22 protein-coding genes and 1 tRNA gene are annotated in these 18953 nt (G+C 60.3%); 11 read left to right on the forward strand and 12 right to left on the reverse strand.

What is annotated here, in order from left to right; genetic code table 11:
* The first annotated feature begins 8 nt into the window (after nucleotides 1-8).
* Entirely contained in the window at nucleotides 9-503 is a 495-nt protein-coding gene (locus O3W47_RS23590; RefSeq protein ID WP_269314718.1) for a peptide deformylase, read from the forward strand.
* Nucleotides 504-506: 3 nt separating this feature from the next.
* Here the strand turns inward: O3W47_RS23590 and O3W47_RS23595 are convergent, their stop codons facing one another.
* Nucleotides 507-932, reverse strand: a complete 426-nt coding sequence (locus O3W47_RS23595; protein ID WP_269314719.1) for an OsmC family protein — start codon at nucleotides 930-932, stop codon at nucleotides 507-509.
* Nucleotides 933-1043: 111 nt separating this feature from the next.
* On the opposite strand from O3W47_RS23595, the gene O3W47_RS23600 reads away from it, so the two are divergent.
* Entirely contained in the window at nucleotides 1044-1211 is a 168-nt protein-coding gene (locus O3W47_RS23600) for a Thivi_2564 family membrane protein (protein WP_003502827.1), read from the forward strand.
* Between the two features lie 81 nt (nucleotides 1212-1292).
* Here O3W47_RS23600 and O3W47_RS23605 read toward each other — a convergent pair whose 3' ends face one another.
* Nucleotides 1293-1718, reverse strand: a complete 426-nt coding sequence (locus tag O3W47_RS23605; protein ID WP_331283569.1) for a PAS domain-containing protein — start codon at nucleotides 1716-1718, stop codon at nucleotides 1293-1295.
* A gap of 300 nt (nucleotides 1719-2018) precedes the next feature.
* On the opposite strand from O3W47_RS23605, the gene O3W47_RS23610 reads away from it, so the two are divergent.
* Nucleotides 2019-2180: a hypothetical protein gene (locus O3W47_RS23610; protein ID WP_078053104.1), complete on the forward strand. Its 162-nt coding sequence runs from the start codon at nucleotides 2019-2021 to the stop codon at nucleotides 2178-2180.
* A gap of 198 nt (nucleotides 2181-2378) precedes the next feature.
* On the opposite strand, the gene O3W47_RS23615 is transcribed toward O3W47_RS23610, so the two are convergent.
* A tRNA-Leu gene (locus O3W47_RS23615) sits at nucleotides 2379-2463 on the reverse strand.
* Nucleotides 2464-2652: 189 nt separating this feature from the next.
* On the opposite strand from O3W47_RS23615, the gene lipB reads away from it, so the two are divergent.
* From lipB to O3W47_RS23630, 3 genes are all read left to right on the forward strand, one after another.
* Complete coding sequence (gene lipB / locus O3W47_RS23620; RefSeq protein ID WP_120947647.1) at nucleotides 2653-3384, forward strand: lipoyl(octanoyl) transferase LipB; 732 nt, start codon at nucleotides 2653-2655, stop codon at nucleotides 3382-3384.
* 66 nt (nucleotides 3385-3450) lie between these two features.
* On the forward strand, nucleotides 3451-4518 hold the full coding sequence (locus tag O3W47_RS23625; RefSeq protein ID WP_080816967.1) for an NAD(P)-dependent alcohol dehydrogenase: 1068 nt from the start codon (nucleotides 3451-3453) through the stop codon (nucleotides 4516-4518).
* A gap of 88 nt (nucleotides 4519-4606) precedes the next feature.
* The gene (locus O3W47_RS23630) at nucleotides 4607-5542 is read left to right on the forward strand and encodes a DMT family transporter (RefSeq protein WP_269314883.1); all 936 of its coding nucleotides are present in this window, start codon (nucleotides 4607-4609) and stop codon (nucleotides 5540-5542) included.
* 20 nt (nucleotides 5543-5562) lie between these two features.
* Here the strand turns inward: O3W47_RS23630 and O3W47_RS23635 are convergent, their stop codons facing one another.
* From O3W47_RS23635 to yajC, 5 genes are all read right to left on the reverse strand, one after another.
* Nucleotides 5563-6021: a hypothetical protein gene (locus tag O3W47_RS23635; RefSeq protein ID WP_127755988.1), complete on the reverse strand. Its 459-nt coding sequence runs from the start codon at nucleotides 6019-6021 to the stop codon at nucleotides 5563-5565.
* 145 nt (nucleotides 6022-6166) lie between these two features.
* Complete coding sequence (locus O3W47_RS23640; RefSeq protein WP_269314721.1) at nucleotides 6167-7012, reverse strand: phytoene/squalene synthase family protein; 846 nt, start codon at nucleotides 7010-7012, stop codon at nucleotides 6167-6169.
* Nucleotides 7013-7035: 23 nt separating this feature from the next.
* Nucleotides 7036-7428, reverse strand: coding sequence for an Mth938-like domain-containing protein (locus O3W47_RS23645; protein WP_003524967.1), 393 nt, complete (start codon nucleotides 7426-7428; stop codon nucleotides 7036-7038).
* Nucleotides 7428-10001 carry a protein translocase subunit SecDF gene (gene secDF / locus O3W47_RS23650; RefSeq protein WP_003524965.1) on the reverse strand — a complete coding sequence of 858 codons (2574 nt, stop codon included), beginning with the start codon at nucleotides 9999-10001 and terminating at the stop codon, nucleotides 7428-7430. The genes O3W47_RS23645 and secDF overlap by 1 nt, the downstream gene beginning before the upstream one ends.
* A gap of 80 nt (nucleotides 10002-10081) precedes the next feature.
* A complete protein-coding gene (gene yajC, locus O3W47_RS23655; RefSeq protein ID WP_003524964.1) occupies nucleotides 10082-10429 on the reverse strand; it encodes a preprotein translocase subunit YajC in 348 nt (115 codons plus the stop codon).
* A 206-nt stretch (nucleotides 10430-10635) separates the two neighbouring features.
* On the opposite strand from yajC, the gene O3W47_RS23660 reads away from it, so the two are divergent.
* Complete coding sequence (locus O3W47_RS23660) at nucleotides 10636-11508, forward strand: ATP-binding protein (protein WP_269314722.1); 873 nt, start codon at nucleotides 10636-10638, stop codon at nucleotides 11506-11508.
* A 161-nt stretch (nucleotides 11509-11669) separates the two neighbouring features.
* Complete coding sequence (gene fdhA, locus O3W47_RS23665) at nucleotides 11670-12860, forward strand: formaldehyde dehydrogenase, glutathione-independent (protein ID WP_003524961.1); 1191 nt, start codon at nucleotides 11670-11672, stop codon at nucleotides 12858-12860.
* Between the two features lie 97 nt (nucleotides 12861-12957).
* On the opposite strand, the gene O3W47_RS23670 is transcribed toward fdhA, so the two are convergent.
* Entirely contained in the window at nucleotides 12958-13617 is a 660-nt protein-coding gene (locus O3W47_RS23670) for a TetR/AcrR family transcriptional regulator (RefSeq protein ID WP_127755985.1), read from the reverse strand.
* Between the two features lie 110 nt (nucleotides 13618-13727).
* On the opposite strand from O3W47_RS23670, the gene O3W47_RS23675 reads away from it, so the two are divergent.
* Nucleotides 13728-15122: a cytochrome P450 gene (locus O3W47_RS23675; RefSeq protein WP_269314723.1), complete on the forward strand. Its 1395-nt coding sequence runs from the start codon at nucleotides 13728-13730 to the stop codon at nucleotides 15120-15122.
* Between the two features lie 55 nt (nucleotides 15123-15177).
* On the opposite strand, the gene O3W47_RS23680 is transcribed toward O3W47_RS23675, so the two are convergent.
* From O3W47_RS23680 to O3W47_RS23690, 3 genes are all read right to left on the reverse strand, one after another.
* Nucleotides 15178-15381: a DUF3126 family protein gene (locus O3W47_RS23680; protein WP_269314724.1), complete on the reverse strand. Its 204-nt coding sequence runs from the start codon at nucleotides 15379-15381 to the stop codon at nucleotides 15178-15180.
* Between the two features lie 141 nt (nucleotides 15382-15522).
* The gene (gene cysE, locus O3W47_RS23685) at nucleotides 15523-16347 is read right to left on the reverse strand and encodes a serine O-acetyltransferase (protein ID WP_080816963.1); all 825 of its coding nucleotides are present in this window, start codon (nucleotides 16345-16347) and stop codon (nucleotides 15523-15525) included.
* A gap of 200 nt (nucleotides 16348-16547) precedes the next feature.
* The gene (locus O3W47_RS23690; protein ID WP_080818716.1) at nucleotides 16548-17324 is read right to left on the reverse strand and encodes an alpha/beta fold hydrolase; all 777 of its coding nucleotides are present in this window, start codon (nucleotides 17322-17324) and stop codon (nucleotides 16548-16550) included.
* Between the two features lie 170 nt (nucleotides 17325-17494).
* On the opposite strand from O3W47_RS23690, the gene O3W47_RS23695 reads away from it, so the two are divergent.
* Nucleotides 17495-17740 (forward strand): zinc-finger domain-containing protein, encoded by a 246-nt coding sequence (locus O3W47_RS23695; RefSeq protein ID WP_003502857.1) that lies wholly within the window; start codon nucleotides 17495-17497, stop codon nucleotides 17738-17740.
* 30 nt (nucleotides 17741-17770) lie between these two features.
* A complete protein-coding gene (locus tag O3W47_RS23700) occupies nucleotides 17771-18952 on the forward strand; it encodes an FAD-dependent monooxygenase (protein WP_269314725.1) in 1182 nt (393 codons plus the stop codon).
* Nucleotide 18953: the final 1 nt, after the last annotated feature.

Here is an 18953-nt window from a genome sequence, read left to right on the forward strand (position 1 = left end):
AGCATTCCTTGGCAATCAGGCCGATCCTGCCCTACCCCCATCCCGGCTTGTGCGAAATCTGTCCGCCGGTCACGGCTTTCGACGGGCAATTGCAGGAGCTGGTGACGGACCTGATCGACACGATGCGCGCCGCACCCGGCGTCGGCATCACCGCCGCCCATATCGGCATAAAACAGCGAGTTTTCGTGCTGGAACTGACACCGGGAACCGTGCTCACCTACGTCAATCCTGAAGTCGTCAGCCAATCCACGCAGACCATGCGCCATATGGAGGGCAGCGTCTCCATGCCGGGCTTTACCGACGAGGTGGAGCGGCCCTGCGAAATCGAGGTGAGATTTAAGGACATAGCCGGCGGCGAATACCGGCAGACCGCCGAGGGATTTCACGCCATCTGCATCCAGCACGAGATCGACCAGCTGGACGGCATTTTCTGGCTGAAGCGCCTCTCGAAGCTCAAGCGCGACCGGCTGGTGAAAAAATGGGAAAAATCCCGGAAATCCTGATGGTCAGCCGCTAATCGACAGCGCAAACTCCGCATCGCCCTTCAGCGTGTTGCTGACGGTGCAGATATCCTCGGCCATATGGGCGATGGCGCTGCGCGTGGCCTCATCGAAATCCCCCTTTATCTCGATCCGGACATCGAAACGCGCTACCCGCGTCGGCTCCTCCTCAGCCTTTTCGCCTGCTACTTGCACCATGACCTTTTCGAACCGGTCGAGCACGCCCATGCGGCTCGCCGCAATCCGGGCGCTGAGCGCCAGACAGGCCGAAAGCGACGAATAAAGAAGATCGAGCGGATTGAAACCCGGCTCCGAGGCCGCCGTCACCACCGTCAGGGCGCCTCCGGTGGCGGTGATGACATCGGGATGCCCAAGACGGCCAAGAGTGACGACAGCCCCCGTCGGCCGCTTTTTAACCCTGAACTGATTCATGCCCGACCTCACACCGCGATTTCACCCGATGGAACCAAAATTAGCCTCGCGCTTTTACTCACGCAACGGTGAACGACCGTTGAGTATTGATTGAAAAGGGAGCTGGGACATATGGTTACATCTACGCTCGTCAGCATTCTGATCACCTTCCTGGTGATTGTGCTCGTCTTGTGGCTTATCGCGCGACTGCCGGTCGGCGGCGGTGCGAAACAGATCGCACAGGTGATCGTCATCATCATCGGCATTATTTCGCTGCTGAAATATCTCGCCGTCTTCTGATGTCCCCGCCCGGTGCAGACGAAAAAAGGCGGCGAAAGCCGCCTCTTTTTATGCGCGGTTTTCACCCCCGCCGGCCTCTCTCTATTGCCGAGGCTCGAACTGATAGGTTTTTTTCAGGGTAATATCACGAACGCTGCCAATGCCCAGAAACGGTGTATTGTCGGCATCAAAAATCGCCCTGCCCTTCGCTACGATCCACCGGTCCGACCCGTCCGGCAGATTGACCTTATAGCGCTGGTCGAAAAACACACCGGTAGTGATGCTCTCAAAAATCGCCTGCGCCACCTGATCGCGCATCTCGACATCGATTCTTTCGAGAATCTCCTCGATCGTCACCCCGCGCGACGCAACCGCCTCCGAAAACCCGTGGCATTCCGCAGTGACCGCATCCATGATCAGCCTGTTGTCGGAAATGCTCCACATGTAATAGCCAAGCGCATTGTCTGAATCCGTTTTGTCCCCCAGCACGAAAACCCCCAGACATATTTTCCTGACAAAAGCTAACATCGGACCTCTAATATTCCACCCCTCGTTTTTGTAGGGGGGAACCGCACGGCTACTCCAGCGTGCATCGATATCCACCGAAATTTATGATGACCGAGTCCAGCTAGAGCATTTCCAGTAAAAGTGCGTAGCGGTTTTACGTCCGTAAATGCGAAAAAACAAAGTGATAGCGCACCTCCGACGATTCCGTTTTGACCGGACATGCTCCAGGGTTCCGAAATGGACGATAAATTTCAAAGAGTCATCGCAAAACCACCTGGCTGCGCCTACATGGCTTGTGATGAGATGTCGAAGGAGTTCAATATGGTGCGAGCCGCCCTCACTTTCGGATTGCTGACCGCAACCGTCTTTCTGGCCGGGTGCCAGACGTGGCATAGTCCATATCGTGGAAACGAGTGGCGGATGGATCAGGTCATGGATGGTGACCCCTACCGTGTCGGTGACGGCCAGCGCAACCGACGCTGATCCACCTCGTCCATTCAATTAGAACGGCGGCAGGTCGATAATTTGCCGCCCTTAATTCATGGCGCTCTGGCTGCGGGGAAAAGCAGATTGGCGTGGCTTGGGACACATCCAATACGGTCCAACGAACCGGGGACAGGAAACAGAAGGCAAGCTAAACGACTGGCTAAAAAAGAAAAAACCCGCCGAAGCGGGTTTCTTTGGTGCGGTCGAGAAGACTCGAACTTCCACGGGTTGCCCCACAGCGACCTCAACGCTGCGCGTCTACCAATTCCGCCACGACCGCATCGTGGTAGGCGTCGACTTGCGCCGACGGGGGTGCATGTAGCAAAAGGATTTTCGGTGCACAAGAGCGTCGTGACAGTTTTTTGAAATTAAAAATCGCACCGCACCATCCTATATGCAGGAAGCCCGGAAATGCTGGGGTTGCGGCCTTGTCGCCATTTTGCGAGAAGGCTGTGGAAAGGACTTTTTCATGCTCACACGCACCGATATCGAGACAAACATGCTGCCCGCCGCCGGATCGCCGCCCGTTCGCTGGCGAATCTCGGAAGGCCTCGTCCCCTATGAGCAGGCGATTGAGGAAATGGAGCGTGAAGTCGCGGCCATTGCAAACGGCGAGGCCGACGAACTCGTCTGGCTTCTGGAACATCCGCCGCTCTATACCGCCGGCACCAGCGCCGATGCCGCGGATCTTATAGAGCCGGAGCGCTTCCCCGTCTTCGCCACGGGTCGGGGCGGTGAATATACCTATCACGGGCCGGGACAGCGGGTCGTCTATGTCATGCTCGACCTGAAGCGGCGGCGGCAGGATGTCCGCGCTTATGTGGCGGCGCTGGAGGATGTCATCATCCGCACGCTCGACAAGATGAATGTGCGTGGCGAGCGGCGCGAGGACCGCGTCGGCGTCTGGGTCCGGCGTCCGGAAAAACCGCTGCTTCCCGATGGCGGCATGGCCGAGGACAAGATCGCGGCACTTGGCATCAGGCTGCGCAAATGGGTGAGCTTCCACGGGCTTTCGATCAATGTCGATCCAGACCTCTCGCATTTTTCAGGCATCGTTCCCTGCGGCATCAGCGCCTATGGCGTCACCAGCCTTGTCGATCTTGGATTGCCGGTTATGATCGGCGACGTCGACGTTCTGCTGCGCGAGGCCTTTGAGGAGGTGTTTGGCGAAGCAGTGCCCGAAACCGGCGCAAGCGGCTGATCCCACCGCAACCTTTGCCGCAGGCCGGTGTTTCCAGCATCGATCACCACAAGAGGAGGAACGATCATGTTCACTACGTCCGCCTATGCCTGCGATGACGGCTCTTCGCCGATGAAGCTCGCGACCATCAAGCGTCGCGATCCCGGCCCACGCGATGTCGAAATCGAGATCGAATTCTGTGGCGTCTGCCACTCCGATATCCACACGGCCCGCAGCGAATGGCCGGGCTCCCTCTATCCCTGCGTTCCCGGCCACGAAATCATCGGCCGCGTCGGCCGTGTCGGCTCACAGGTCACCCGGTTCAAGGCGGGCGACCGCGTCGGCGTCGGCTGTATCGTCGATAGCTGCCGGGAATGCGCAAGCTGCGCCGAGGGTCTGGAGCAATATTGCGAAAACGGCATGACCGGCACCTATAATTCGCCCGATAAAGCGATGGGCGGCGGCGCGCATACGCTCGGCGGCTATTCCGCCCACGTCGTCGTCGATGACCGTTACGTCCTCAACATTCCCGAAGGCCTCGATCCGGCGGCGGCGGCGCCCCTGCTCTGCGCGGGTATCACCACCTATTCGCCGCTGCGCCACTGGAATGCCGGACCCGGCAAGCGTGTCGGCGTCGTCGGTCTTGGCGGTCTTGGCCATATGGCCGTCAAGCTCGCCAACGCCATGGGCGCAACCGTGGTGATGATCACGACGTCGCCGGGCAAGGCCGAGGATGCGAAAAAGCTTGGCGCACACGAGGTGATCGTTTCGCGCGATGCCGAGCAGATGAAGAACGCCGCTTCGAGCCTCGATCTCATCATCGACGCCGTGGCCGCCGATCATGACATCAACGCCTATCTGGCGCTGCTGAAACGTGACGGCGCGCTGGTGCAGGTGGGCGCGCCGGAAAAGCCGCTCTCGGTTATGGCCTTCAGCCTCATTCCCGGCCGCAAGACCTTTGCCGGCTCGATGATCGGCGGCATTCCCGAGACGCAGGAAATGCTGGATTTCTGCGCCGAAAAAGGCATCGCCGCCGAAATCGAGATGATCGATATCGATCAGATCAACGACGCTTATGAACGTATGATAAAAAGCGATGTGCGTTATCGCTTCGTCATTGATATGAAGAGCCTGCCGCGCGAGAAGGCCGCCTGAACCCGGAAGGGGGGCGACCTTGCGGGCGTCCCCTCTCCCGTTGGACCTTTTGGTCGAAAGCGCAGCCTGACCCATGACTCCCCAATCCATGACCAGCCAGACCGGTTTCAACGATATCGCCAAAGGCATGACCATCATGGCGGGTTGCATGCTGGTGCTGCCGGTCATGGATGCGATTGCCAAATACATGGCGGTGAGCGGCGGCATGTCGCCGGCGCAGGTAACTTTCTACCGCTTCTTTTTCCAGGTGCTGTGCACCCTGCCGCTGCTGCTGGTGGTGTCGCCCAGAGCGCTGTTCAGCGCCAAACGACCGTGGATGAACTGCCTGCGCGGTGTCCTGCACGCCTCGGCCAGCCTGATGTTCTTCGCCGCCGTCAAATACATGCCGCTCGCCGATGTCTTCGCGATCTATTTCGTCGAACCTTTCATGCTGACGATGATGTCGGCCCTCTTCCTCGGCGACAAAGTGGGCTGGAAGCGCTGGACGGCGATTGCGGTCGGCTTCGGCGGTGCCTTGATCGTCATTCAGCCGAGTTTCGAAATCTTCGGCTGGACATCGCTCCCGCCGGTCGCCTGCGCCTTTCTTTATACGCTCTACCTCTTCCTGAACCGCGCCATCGGCGATGCCGACAGCCCGCTGGTCATGCAGACAATGTCGGGCATTGCGGGAACCGTGTTCATGGGGGCCGCACTCTTTGCCGGAGATGCGCTGGGCGACAAGGATTTTGCCGTCTCGCTGCCGCAATCCGGCTTCGCACTTGCCCTTCTTGTATTGTTGGGATCGATATCCGGCTACATGCACCTGCTGATCGTCAGGGCCTTCCGGCTGGCGCCGCTCTCTCTGCTGGCGCCGTTCCAGTATTTCGAGATCATCTCGGCGACGATCCTCGGTTATGCGCTGTTTTCGGATTTCCCGACGCCGTCGAAATGGCTCGGCATCCTCATCATCGTCGCATCCGGCCTGTTCATCATCTGGCGCGAACGCCAGCACGCCGGTGCGACCCCGCCGCTTGACGGGCAGTGACAGCCGACACCTGACGTGCCTCAACCATTCGAGGGCAGCGGCCCTTCGTCGTGATGATCCTGCGCCTCCACAAGGCTGCCAAGCAGCCAGAGGGAGACCTCGGCCGCCTCTCCGGCCGATTTGAACCGGTATGAGCCGCTATATTTCGGCATGTCGAAAAAGGTGACGACGAAACCGTCGCCGCTCTCAAGACTTTCGACCCGGATGCGCTCGGGATCGATCATCACGCACACATAATGCGACCCCATATTGCGCATGAAGCCGGCCTTGTTGTCGTGCAGCCGCACAAAGGCTGCGCCGCCACCCGCCGTCATATGCAGACTTCTGATCGCCTCATTGGGAAAGGCGCGGGCGAAATCCATGATCGCCTGCCCCACATCATGACTGTTATCCTCATCCGTCGCCCGCGTCATGCGCCAGGCATAAACAGCGAAGACCGAAAGCAGCACGAAAACGATAATCCAGATCGCAATACTCATCCGGGACGCTCCCTCAGCACCGAAACATCACGATTCGCGAATCGAAACGATGCGAACCCGGTTCAGGTTCATATAGACCGAGGCTTGTGTGAAGTGTGGCTTTGCTGGATCGACGTCGTTTCGCCGCCTGGCGCGGTCCGTGCCATCAGAAACGCTTAAGGAAGGAAGCCTTTGCCAGCAGCCATTGCCGGCGAAGCTGCGACAGTTGCAGGTCGCCGTCGAATACGCCGCTCCCCGCCTTTCTGGCGGCGGCGATGACCGGCCCGGACAGCGCGACGGGAAGGTAAGCCGCAAAGACATTTTTCGAAATCTTCGCGCGTCTCGCCTTCTCGATATGATCCAGCGCATGAGCCGCAAAAATTTCGATGGCGATGCCGATGCGCTGCCTGTCCTGGCCTTCAAGAAAGGTCTCGCGGTCGAGCCCGGCCGCAGCCAGCATATCGGCGGGAATATAGACCTGCCCGCGACGCCGGTGCAGCGGCATGAGCAGCAGCATGCCGGCCATGGCCTGCGCCACGCCCGCGTGCCCTGCCGCCTCGGCGCTGGATGCGGCGTCCTCGGCGGAAAGCACGAGGCTTGCAAGCTGGATCAATGCGGATGCGGTCTCTCCGGCATAACCTTCCAGCGCATTGCGATCCTCGAACAGGTCGTCATAGAGATCGAAGATACGCGCCTCGATCACATTGGCCAGAACCGGCCGCGGCAGGCGATAATGCTCGATCGTCGTCAAAAGCGCGGCAGCCACCGGATGCGACTGGCTGTCGCCATGCGGATTGCCGTCGAGAAGATCGCGCCACCATTGCATGCGCACCTCACCGGGCAGCGCTTCGCGCACGGAATCGCGGATGCGGGCGATTTCGGCATTGAAGGCGTATAGCGCGGCAAGCGCATTACGCTTTTCGGCAGGCGACAGAAGACAGGCGAGATAGCGGTCGCGATCAGTATCGCGCAGCGTCGCGAGGCAGACGTCGAGATTTTCTGTGGGTGCCATGGTTCCCCGCGCGAAACGTCCTGTCAGCCTTCGACGGCAATCAGCGCCGCAGCCACGGCGCGCGATTCCGACAGCATGATATTATAGGTGCGCACGGCGGCGCCCGTGCTCATCGGATCGACCGAAATGCCCGCCTCCTTGAAGGCGGCGCGCAATTCCTTCGGCAGGACCCGCATGCCGTCGCCCGTACCTATCAGCAACACTTCGATATCCTGCGCTTCCGCCAGAACCTTTTCGAAATGTCCGACCGTCAGTTCTTTCGCATCGACAGGCTCCCACCCATAGATGCCCGAAGGCAGGAGCAGAAGCGAACCGCGATGCGACATGTCGGCAAAACGGAACCCACCATTGCCATAGGCATCGATGGGCGCCCGGCCGGGAAAATGGGCCGGGCGTATTTCAATCCCGCCGGCCATCAGACGGCAGGCTTGCCGCCGATGGCGCCGGTGTTGTTTTCTTTCTTATCGTCCTTCTCATCTTCCGCATCCTTGCTGTCAGGACGCAGCTTGAAGGCGATCAGCACCGGAGCGGCGATGTAGACCGAGGAGAACACGCCGATACCGACACCGAACAGCATGGCGAAGGTGAAGGAGCGGATGACCTCGCCGCCGAAGAGATACAGTGCCAGCAGTGCCAGAAGTACGGTCAGACCGGTAAGGATCGTACGCGACAGGGTCTGGTTCAGCGACACGTCGATGATCATGGAAAGCGGCATCTTCTTGTATCGCCTGAGGTTTTCACGGACACGGTCGTAGATGACCACGGTATCGTTCAGCGAATATCCGATGATCGTAAGGATCGCCGCGATACTGGTCAGATTGAACTCTATCCCGAGGAAGACGAACAGGCCGATAGTGAAGACCACGTCGTGCACCATGGAGATGACCGCGCCGAGTGCAAACTGCCACTCGAAGCGAACCCAGATGTAGACCATGATCGCGGCCATGGCGAGCATAACGCCGATCGTGGAGGTAACGGTCAGGTCGCCGGAAACGGCAGGACCCACCACTTCCACACGACGGAAGTCGTATTTGTCCTCAAGCTCGCCGCGTACCATGGTGATGGCGGACTGCTCGGCATTTTCGCCGCCGTCCTGCGCCTGGATGCGGATGAGAACATCCTGCGGCGTACCGAAATTCTGCGCCTGGATTTCACCCAGATTGAGCTGGTTCAGACGATCGCGAATATCGGCGAGATCGGCTTCACCCTGCTTGGCGCGCACTTCGATGACCGAACCACCCTGGAAATCGATGCCGAGGTTCAGACCCTTGGCCACGAAGCCGCCGACGCAGGCGAGCATGATGGCGCCGGTGATCATGAACACCACGCGGCGATAACGCATGAAGGGAATGTCGCGACCGTCGAACATGGCGGTGCGGACACCCTTCGGCAGGTGTTTCGGACGGCTGCGGCGAACCCAGTAGCCGAACATCCACGCCGTCAGCGTATAGGCCGTGAAGACGGTGGTGATGATACCGACGGCCAGAGTAACCGCAAAACCCTTCACCGGACCGGTGCCCATGTAGAACAGCACGCTTGCCACGATCAGCGTCGTCAGGTTGGCGTCGATAATGGTCGCAAAGGCGCGGGTGAAACCGTTATCCAATGACTGGATCAGCGGTTTACCGCTCTTCACCTCCTCGCGTATTCGCTCATAGATCAGAACGTTCGAATCCACGGCCATGCCGATGGTCAAGACGATACCGGCAATACCCGGCAAGGTCAGCGTCGATCCGATCACACTCAACACAGCGAGCAGCATGATGACGTTGACGATGAGAGCGATATTCGCCAGCAGGCCGAAGAAGCCGTAAAAGACGAACATGAAGATGAGGACGCCGACCGCGCCGATGGCGCTGGCCGTCAGGCCGGCGGTGATGGAGTCGTTACCGAGGCTCGGGCCGACGGTGCGTTCTTCAACCACGGTCAGCGTGGCCGGCAGCGCGCCGGCGCGCAGCAGAACCGCGAGATCGTTGGCGCCCTGTACCGAGAAGTTACCGGAGATTTGTCCCGAACCGCCAATGATCGGCTCGCGGATAACAGGCGCGGAAATGACCTGGTTATCGAGCACGATGGCGAAAGGCTTGCCGACATTCTGCTGCGTCGCCTGCGCGAAGCGCTGCGCGCCGCGGCTGTCGAAGCGGAAGGTGACGACAGGTTCGTTGGTCTGCTGGTTGAAGCTTGCCTGCGCGTCGACGAGATTGTCGCCGGAAACGAGCGCGCGGCGTTCCACCAGATAAGGAACCGGCGGATCGTCCTGCGAATAGAGAACCTCGGAGGTGGCCGGCGGACGACCGTTCATCGCCTCCTGCACCGGCATGGTCGTGTCGACCATGCGGAAGGACAGCTTTGCCGTCTGGTTCAGAAGCGACTTCAGGCGCTGCGGATCCTGAAGGCCGGGCACCTGCACGATGATGCGGTCCGAACCCTGACGCTGGATGAGCGGCTCGGTGGTGCCGACTTCGTCGACGCGGCGGCGCACGACTTCGATGGACTGCGAAACGGCCGACGACAGGCGGTAGTCGATGCCCTCATCCGTCAGGTTGAGCCTGAGCAGATTGTCGCCGCCGTCATTCATCGTCACTTCGGTGATGGAGCCGCCGACCAGCGTGCCGGCGGACACCGGCTGCGTCAGGTCGCGAAGCGCATTCTTGGCAGCTTCCACCTGAGCGGGATCGCTGATGCGGACCTGAATCTGCTGGCCGTTGCCGGTGAGCCCCGAATAGCGGATATTGGCGTCGCGAAGCTGCGTGCGCACATCGCCCACGATCGTTTCAAGCCGTTCCTTGACAATGTCGGAACGCTCGATCTTGAGCATGATGTGCGAACCGCCCTGAAGGTCGAGACCGAGGGTTACCTTGTTGTCCTTGTACCAGGCAGGCATGCCCTCCAGCTGTTTGTCCGTAAACAGGTTGGGAGAGGCGATGAAGACGCTTGCCAGCACAAGCAGCCAGATGAAGACTGTTTTCCAACGGGAAAAATGAAGCATTTCGATCTCGGTCAGGGTTGGGGTCGCGCTGCACGCAACCCGTCAAAATTCGCAATCGGGCATTCGATAATCCGGCAGGATCAGGAAGCGGCTTCCGTCTTGACCACTTCGCCCTTCACACGCACTTCGGCAATGTAGGCGCGGGCGGCACGGATTTTCACGCCTTCGGCGATTTCGACTTCGAGTTCATTGTCATCGATGACCTTGGTCACCTTGCCGACGATGCCGCCGCCGAGAACGACCTGATCGCCACGGCGAATATTGGTCAGCGTTTCCTGGCGCTTCTTCATCTGCGCGCGCTGCGGGCGGATAAGGAAAAAGTACCAGACCACCATGAGCGGCGCAAACAGGAAAAGCATTTCAAGGCCGGAACCGAAGGCCGATGCGCCGCCCGCTGCGTCCTGGGCAAAAGCTTGACTAATGAACATATAAAACTCCTCAGAATTACGGCACGACCTTGGATGCCGCCCCAGCTTTCAAGCCGCCGGAATATAGTGGGGAACGCCGGGATTGCAACAGATGCAGGGCCCACGCCGTACCGATTCCGGACCTCTTAACCTTTATGGGCCTGAAACGCCATGCTAGGCCGGGCGCAAAACAGAGTTTTGAACACCAGACAAGCGGAAGAAACACCATGATTCGAGAAGAAACGGCCTCCCTGCTTCTTTCAGAACTGCGCCGGCTCACCATCGCCGTGGAACGTCTGGCCGGGCCGGCGCCCGCCGTAAACGACTGGAATGCGGCCGATTGTTTCGTCTGGGCGCCAGTCAACTCCTTTATCCAGGCGGTTCCCCGCCCCAACCGCATCGCCCTGAAGCTCATCCGTGGCGTCGACCATGTCCGCGACATCCTCCACGAAAACACGCTGCGTTTCGCGGAAGGTTTTGCCGCCAATAACGTGCTGTTGTGGGGTGCGCGCGGCATGGGCAAATCCTCGCTGGTCAAGGCCGTTCACGAAGATGTGCGCGCGGCAAGCGGCGTTTCGCTGAAACTGGTGGAAGTGCACCGCGAGGACATCCACACCCTGCCCGCTTTGCTCGATATATTGAAAGCCTCCGGCCATCGCGTCATCGTCTTCTGCGACGACCTCTCCTTCGATCATGACGATACCGCCTATAAATCGTTGAAGGCGGCGCTCGACGGAGGCATCGAGGGCCGGCCGGACAATGTGCTGTTTTATGCGACCTCCAACCGCCGCCATCTTCTGCCGCGCCACATGATGGAAAACGAGCAGTCCACCGCCATCAACCCTTCGGAAGCGGTGGAGGAGAAGGTCTCGCTTTCGGACCGTTTCGGCCTGTGGCTCGGCTTCCACAAATGCGGCCAGGAAGATTATCTGATGATGATCGACAGCTATGCGGCGCATTTCGATCTGGGGCTGGACCGCGAAACGCTGCATCACGAGGCGCTGGAATGGGCGACCACGCGCGGCGGCCGCTCGGGCCGTGTCGCCTGGCAATATATTCAGGACGCCGCCGGCCGCCTCAGAAAACCGCTCGACAGATAACGCCACCGTGACATCGGGCGAAACGCGGTGTCGTTACGACCACACCGCGTGTCGTATTCCCGAACGCCACATCTCCCCTCACATGGTTTGCTGCACCCATGGAGTCACCTGTCTGCGGAGGAGCCGACAGGTACGGTGTTCAAACCATGGAGGAGATGGATATGAGCAGGAACAGAGGCGTCGTTTACATGCGGCCGGGTCAGGTCGAGGTTCGCGATATCGATGACCCGAAGCTTGAGGCGCCGGATGGCCGCCGCATCGAGCACGGCGTCATTCTCAAGGTGATTTCCACAAACATCTGCGGCTCCGACCAGCACATGGTGCGCGGCCGCACGACGGCGATGCCGGGCCTCGTCCTCGGCCATGAAATCACCGGTGAAGTCATCGAAAAAGGCGTCGATGTCGAGATGCTGGAAATCGGCGATATCGTCTCGGTGCCCTTCAACGTCGCCTGCGGCCGCTGCCGCTGCTGCAAGTCGCAGGATACCGGCGTCTGCCTGACGGTGAACCCGTCCCGCGCGGGCGGCGCTTATGGTTATGTCGATATGGGCGGCTGGATCGGCGGACAGGCACGTTATGTCACCATCCCCTATGCCGATTTTAACCTGCTGAAGTTCCCGGACCGCGACAAGGCGATGTCGAAGATCCGCGACCTCACCATGCTGTCCGACATTCTGCCGACCGGCTTCCACGGCGCCGTCAAGGCGGGCGTCGGCGTCGGCTCCACGGTCTATGTCGCGGGCGCCGGCCCGGTCGGCCTTGCCGCCGCCGCATCCGCCCGCATTCTGGGTGCTGCGGTCGTCATGATCGGCGATTTCAACAAGGATCGCCTTGCGCACGCGGCAAAAGTCGGTTTCGAACCCGTCGATCTGTCCAAGGGCGACCGGCTGGGCGATATGATCGCCGAAATCGTCGGCACCAACGAGGTGGATAGCGCCATCGACGCCGTTGGCTTCGAAGCGCGCGGCCATGCGGGCGGCGAACAGCCGGCCATCGTTCTCAACCAGATGATGGAAATCACCCGCGCCGCCGGCTCCATCGGCATTCCGGGCCTCTACGTCACCGAAGACCCCGGCGCGGTGGATGCGGCAGCGAAACAGGGCAGCCTGTCGCTGCGCTTCGGCCTCGGCTGGGCAAAGGCGCAATCCTTCCACACCGGCCAGACGCCGGTGCTGAAATATAACCGCCAGCTCATGCAGGCGATCCTGCACGACCGCCTGCCGATTGCCGATATCGTCAATGCCAAGATCATCGCGCTCGACGATGCGGTGCAGGGTTATGAAAGCTTCGATCAGGGCGCAGCCACCAAGTTCGTCCTCGATCCGCACGGCGATCTGTTGAAGGCTGCCTGATACTTCAGCGGCATATGGCTGATAATCGTAAAAGCGCCCGCGACGAATATCGTCGCGGGCGCCCTTGTTTTCCGGCCCTGTCACCGTCAGGTGAAGCTTACGGCTCCCCTACCAGCAGCGCTTCCAGCTCGGCTTTCGCTTCCGGGGAGAGATAGGGTCTGAACAGGCTTGAGACCTGCTTCAATCCCCAGTCCAGCTGCGGCGGACCGAACTCTGTGATACCCTCCTGAAGGTTGAGATAGGACGCCCAATAGGTGGAGACGATCCAGAGGTTCGTCAGAACGGCAGGCCGCTCTTCCTCGGGTATCGCGGCGAGGCCCGCTTTCTCCATGCGCGCGACGATATCGCCGACGGCAAGGCGCATCGCGGCGCTTATGGTGCGCACGGGTTCCACCAGCGCCGGGGCGGAAGAGACAAGACCGACCAGATCGCGAAACAGGAAACGATAGTCCCACACCAGCGAAAACCAGAGCCGCAGAAAACCGGCATAGGTTGCCGCCGCTCCCTCATCGGCCCCGTCAATCTTTCCGACAATTGCCAGCGCATCGGCCTCGAACCGGGCAAACAGCGCCAGAACCAGCGCTTCCTTGGTGCGGAAGTGATAATAGAGATTGCCCTCATTGATCTCTACCGCCCTTGCGATTTCGGCGGTCGTCACGTGGTCAGGCCCGCGCTCGTTAAACAGAGTAAGAGCGGCGTCGAGAATTCTCTGGCGCGTGGGGCGTGCCGCCGTCCGCCCGGTACTGCTTTTCTTCATTGATTTCGAACCCGACCATTGAAATCTAAGGTATGCACCTTAAATGCTCACAATAAGGTATACACCTTAACAGGAAATGTAAGTGTTCAACGCGGACAAAGGACCTGTAAATGACCGGAACCGACCTTCGCACCGCCTCCCCGGATACGCCCGGAATCGCTCCCGTCTCCAAATTCGCAACAGCCCGCGTCGCGCTGTCGCTTATCCGCAATCCGTTGAAGGCTCTGCCGCCGGAGATTTTCAGCGAGCCGGCGGTCTTTACCCGCCTCGGCGGCGTCATGCGGGTTCATCTTGCCGATCCCGCGCTTATCCATGAGGCGCTGGTCAAGAACGCCCATCTGCTCGGCAAGGGCGAAGATGTGCGCCGCGCCCTCGGCCCCGCGCTAGGCCAGGGGCTTCTGACGGCCGATGGCGATCACTGGAAATGGCAAAGGCAATCCGTCGCCGCAGCGTTCCGGCACGAGAAGCTGCTGGAATTGCTGCCGGTCATGATCGACGCCGCGCGCCGCACGCAAGAGCGCTGGCACGCATCGCCTGCCGGCGACATCGATATCGGCCATGAGATGATGCGGACGACCTTCGACATCATCGTCGAAACCATGATGTCCGGCGGCCATGGGATCGATATAGCGCGCGTCGAGCAAAGCATCACCGATTATCTGAAACCCACGGGCTGGACCTTCGCACTCGCCATGCTGGGCGCACCGGAATGGATTCCGCATCCGGGCCGGCGCAAGGCGCGCGCGGCGGTCGGCTATCTTCGCTCCAGCCTTGCAACCGTCATTTCCGAAAGGCGCCGGAAGCCAATTGAGAGGAACGATCTGGTTTCCATGCTGCTCGAAGCGAAAGATCCGGAAACCGGGCGCATCATGAGCGACAAGGAAATCATCGACAATCTTCTGACTTTTATTACCGCCGGGCATGAAACCACGGCCCTCGGCCTCGCCTGGACCTTCCATCTGCTCTCGCAAAACAGCGACGTGGAGCGCAAGGTTATCGATGAGATTGAGACCGTTACCGCCGGTGAACCGGTCGCGGCCGAACATATCACCCGCCTGACCTATACCAGACAGGTATTTTCGGAAGCGATGCGGCTTTACCCGCCCGCCCCTGTCGTGACACGCACGGCATTGCAGGACTTCAGGCTCGGCGAACACGATATCCCCGCCGGCACCGTTCTTTATGTGCCGATCTACGCCGTCCACCGGCACACAACACTGTGGGAAGAACCCGACCGCTTCGACCCGTCGCGCTTCGAGCCCGAAAAAGTCAAGGCGCGCCACCGCTATGCCTATATGCCCTTCGGTGCCGGCCCGCGCGTATGCATCGGCAATGCCTTTGCCATGATGGAGGCTGTCGCAATCCTTGCCGTGCTTTTGCAGAACGACCACCTCAGGAACAAAAGCCCGGCAAATACCGAGCCGCTGATGCGGGTCACTTTGCGTCCGGAAAACCGCCTGATGATGCAGGTCAGCAGCCGAAAAAACAAATCGCCCGCGGCGTAACCGCCACGGGCGACTGGTTCAGTGCGAAACTCCATCCGTCACCGGATGGTGACGATCACAGATCGACGTCGAGGATCGCCATGGAGAAGTTGTAGGAGCGGTCGCCGTCTTCGTCATCGATATAAACGACGCCGAGAAACTCTTCGCCAAGATACACTTCGGCGGAATCGTCCTTGCGCGGACGCGCCTTGACCACCATCGTCTGGTTGAAGGTGCGCTTGAAATAGGCGTCGAGTTTTTTGATTTCGTCGGCTTTCACCACTATTCTCCTGTGCGGTTCGCGTTGGCCCGCTTTTGGCATGGGACAAAGGCCAAAGTAAAGTGAAAGCGGCAAGTCATCCGTGTCTTCCACACGGACGACCGTGAAAATGCCGGCCCCATCGAAGCGCGGCAGGGCCTGTCAGATATCGGCCCCGATAAGCTGGTCCATCAGGCGCGAGGGTTCGGAACACCCTGCTTCTCCCACCACACGCGCCGGCACGCCGGCAACGGTCGTCTTGGGCGGAACCGGTTTCAGCACTACCGAACCGGCGGCGATGCGCGAGCAGCTGCCGATCTCGATATTGCCGAGGATTTTCGCGCCGGCCCCGATCATCACGCCATTGGCGATCTTCGGGTGGCGGTCCGCCCCCTCCTTGCCGGTGCCGCCGAGCGTGACGCCATGCAGGATGGAGACGTTGTCGCCGATCACGGCCGTCTCACCGACGACAAGCCCGGTGGCATGATCGAGGAAGATGCCCTTGCCGATGCGCGCGGCCGGATTGATATCGGTCTGGAAAATGCTCGAGGAGCGGCTTTGCAGATAAAACGCGAAGTCCCTGCGGCCCTTCTGCAGCAGCCAGTGGGCGAGCCTGTGGGTCTGGATGGCCTGGAAACCCTTGAAATAGAGGAGCGGCTCCATGAAGCGCGTGCAGGCCGGATCGCGGTCGTAAACGGCCTGAATGTCGACGCGCAGCACGCTTCCCCATTCCGGCCAGTCATCCAGCATGTCCTGGAAGGTCTGGCGCAGAAGCACGGCCTGCATGTCGGGATGATCGAGGAGTTCGCAGATGCGATAGATCACACATTCTTCGAGAGACCGGTGATTGAGGATCGTCGAATAAAGGAAGGCCGAAAGCAGCGGGTCCTGTGCCGCGGCACTTCGGGCTTCATTGAGCAGGCTGCCCCAGATGGGATCGACGATCGCCAGCTGTTCGGGCTGACGGGCCTCGGTACGTGCGACCATGAATGGTCTCCTCGTTTGCAGTGGTCGTTCTTTATACAGAAAAAGACGTGCATTAGAAATGGGATTCGAATGACGACTTTAAAGGCGGCAAGGCTTCAGTTTTTCTTCATGCAGCATGAAAAACCGTTTCTTGCCGTCCCGAGCGTTGCCGCATTTCCGGACGGAAAACCGGGTTCCACTTTTCCGGGAAATGCTCCCGATCAAAGCGAGCGGTAAAACTCCAGCACCGCCGCCTTGAACACCCGGTCGCCGACGGCCAGCATGTGGTCGCGGCCGGGAATATCGATTGCCCGCGCATGCGGCATGATCGCGGCAAGCTCCGCGCCGGACCCGGCGATATCGTCCTTCGTTCCGACCGCGATCAGCGTCGGCGCATCGATTTTCTCAGCCTGTTCGCGCGTGACGAGAACCCGCGACGTCTCGATACAGGCGGCCAGCGCCAGCCGGTCGCTTTTCGTCTGGTCGGCAAAGGCGCGGAACATGCGGCCGCGCTCATGGGTGACGACATCGAGCGAAGGGGCGAGAAGCGCCTCGGCAATCGGATCCCAGTCGCCGACACCTTCGACCATGCCGATGCCGAGCCCGCCGAAGACCAGCGAACGCACGCGCTCCGGATGCGCCATGGCGAGAAATGCGGAAATGCGCGCGCCCATGGAATAGCCCATCACATGCGCTTCGGCGATGCCGAGATGGTTGAGCAGCGCCACCGCATCGCCCGCCATGACGGGCGGATAATAGGCTTCGGAATCGTGCGGCTTGTCGCTTGCACCGTGGCCGCGATTGTCGATGGCGATCACCCGGTAGCCCGCTTCCCCTAGCGTCTTCAACCAGCCGGGATGCACCCAGTTGACATTGGCGCTGGAGGCGAAGCCGTGGATCAGCAGAACCGGATCGCCCGCCGGATCGCCCTCGTCGAAATAGGCAAGGCGAAGGCCGTCATGGGAAAAATCGGAAAACTGCGGCGTGTTGAGATTCATCAAGGACATCCTTTTTGCCGGACCATATGGCAGGAATTAGCAATGTTGAACATGTTTTGCTGACGATTTTTATGGAGATGCAATGCGTTTGAGGCTACATATCCGCAACGACGAGCCGGCACGCGAAGACGGATTGCGGCTCGATAACGATATTGCATTTGGAGACGAACATGGCCGGGCATTCCATTCCCCACTTCCAGAACGATGGCGGACACCGCATGATCGAGATCGGCGTCAAGGAATTCATGTGCACCGGCGCTTCCGTGCCTTTCGATCATCCGCATATCTTCATCGATATGGGCGACGACAACGAGAAGGTCTGTTCCTACTGCTCCACCCTTTACCGCTACAATCCGTCGCTGAAGGCAGAGCAGACCAATCCTCCGGGCTGCGTCTTCCATGTGAAGGCCGCCTGACCTTCCACTTTTCCTGATCGGGGCGCACCAATGCCCATCAAATCCGTAGCCATTGTCGGTGCCGGCATCGCCGGTCTCACCGCTGCCCTTTCCTTTGCCCGGCAAGGTATCGACTGTGACATCATCGAGCAGGCCGGTGAGCTGACGGAAGTGGGTGCAGGCCTGCAACTCTCGCCCAATGCCGCCCGCATTCTCGCCGAACTCGGCGTGCTGCCGGAAATCGAAGAGCGCTGGACCGAACCAGTCAGCGTCGAACTCGCCTCCGGAAAATCGCTCGCCACGCTGCTCTCCCTGCCGATGGGCGCGGTGGCTCGCACACGCTGGGGCGCACCCTACGGCGTGCTGCACCGCTCGACGCTGCAGAATGCGCTTCTCCAGGCGGTGACACGCAACCCGCTCTGCCGCCTGCACCTCGGCAAGCGCATCGAAAACGCGACGGTGGACGTGATTGCCGCAACCACCTTCCGTGACCACGATCTGGTCGTCGGCGCGGATGGCGTCTGGTCGGCGGCCCGCTTCGCGGTCCCTTCCGCCCCCGCAGCCACCTTCTCCGGCAATATTGCCTGGCGCTTCACGGTCGCCGCAAACGATGTGCCGTCAGCCATCAATAAAAGCGCAGTGACCGCCTATCTGGGTTCCGGTGGCCATATCGTCGCCTATCCGCTGAAGGAAGTCGGCGGTTTCAACATTGTCGCCATCGCGCTCGGTGCCGACCCCGGCGCAACCTGGCGGGCGGAATCGAGCGGGCGGCAGAAAGCCATGCTGCTGGAACAGTTTCGCGGTTTCAGCCCGGATATCGTCCGATTGCTCGATTCGTCTGAAAATCCGACCTTCTGGCCGCTCTATCAGGCCGGCCCGGGCCGCTGGCACAATGGCCGCGACACGGTGCTGATCGGCGATGCGGCGCATGCCATGATGCCCTTCGCCGCACAGGGCGCGGCCATGGCGATAGAGGATGCTTTCGAACTTGCGGGAGCGACGGCAGGCGGCCATGCCGAAAAGCCCCTGCCCTTGCCGCAGGCCCTTGCCGCTTTCGAGTCCCTGCGCCTGCCGCGCATAGAAAAGGCCCGCAAGCGGGCCTCTCTCAATCGTTTTGCCTATCACGCCACGGGCCCGGTGCGTATTGCGCGGGACTTCGTGTTTTCCACGCGTCCCACCGACGCCTTCCTGAAGGACTTCGACTGGCTCTACGGCTATCGCGCCAAAGGCTGAG

Origin of the sequence: Agrobacterium sp. LMR679, assembly GCF_027157905.1 — a bacterium.
In the GTDB taxonomy this organism is placed as follows: domain Bacteria; phylum Pseudomonadota; class Alphaproteobacteria; order Rhizobiales; family Rhizobiaceae; genus Agrobacterium; species Agrobacterium leguminum.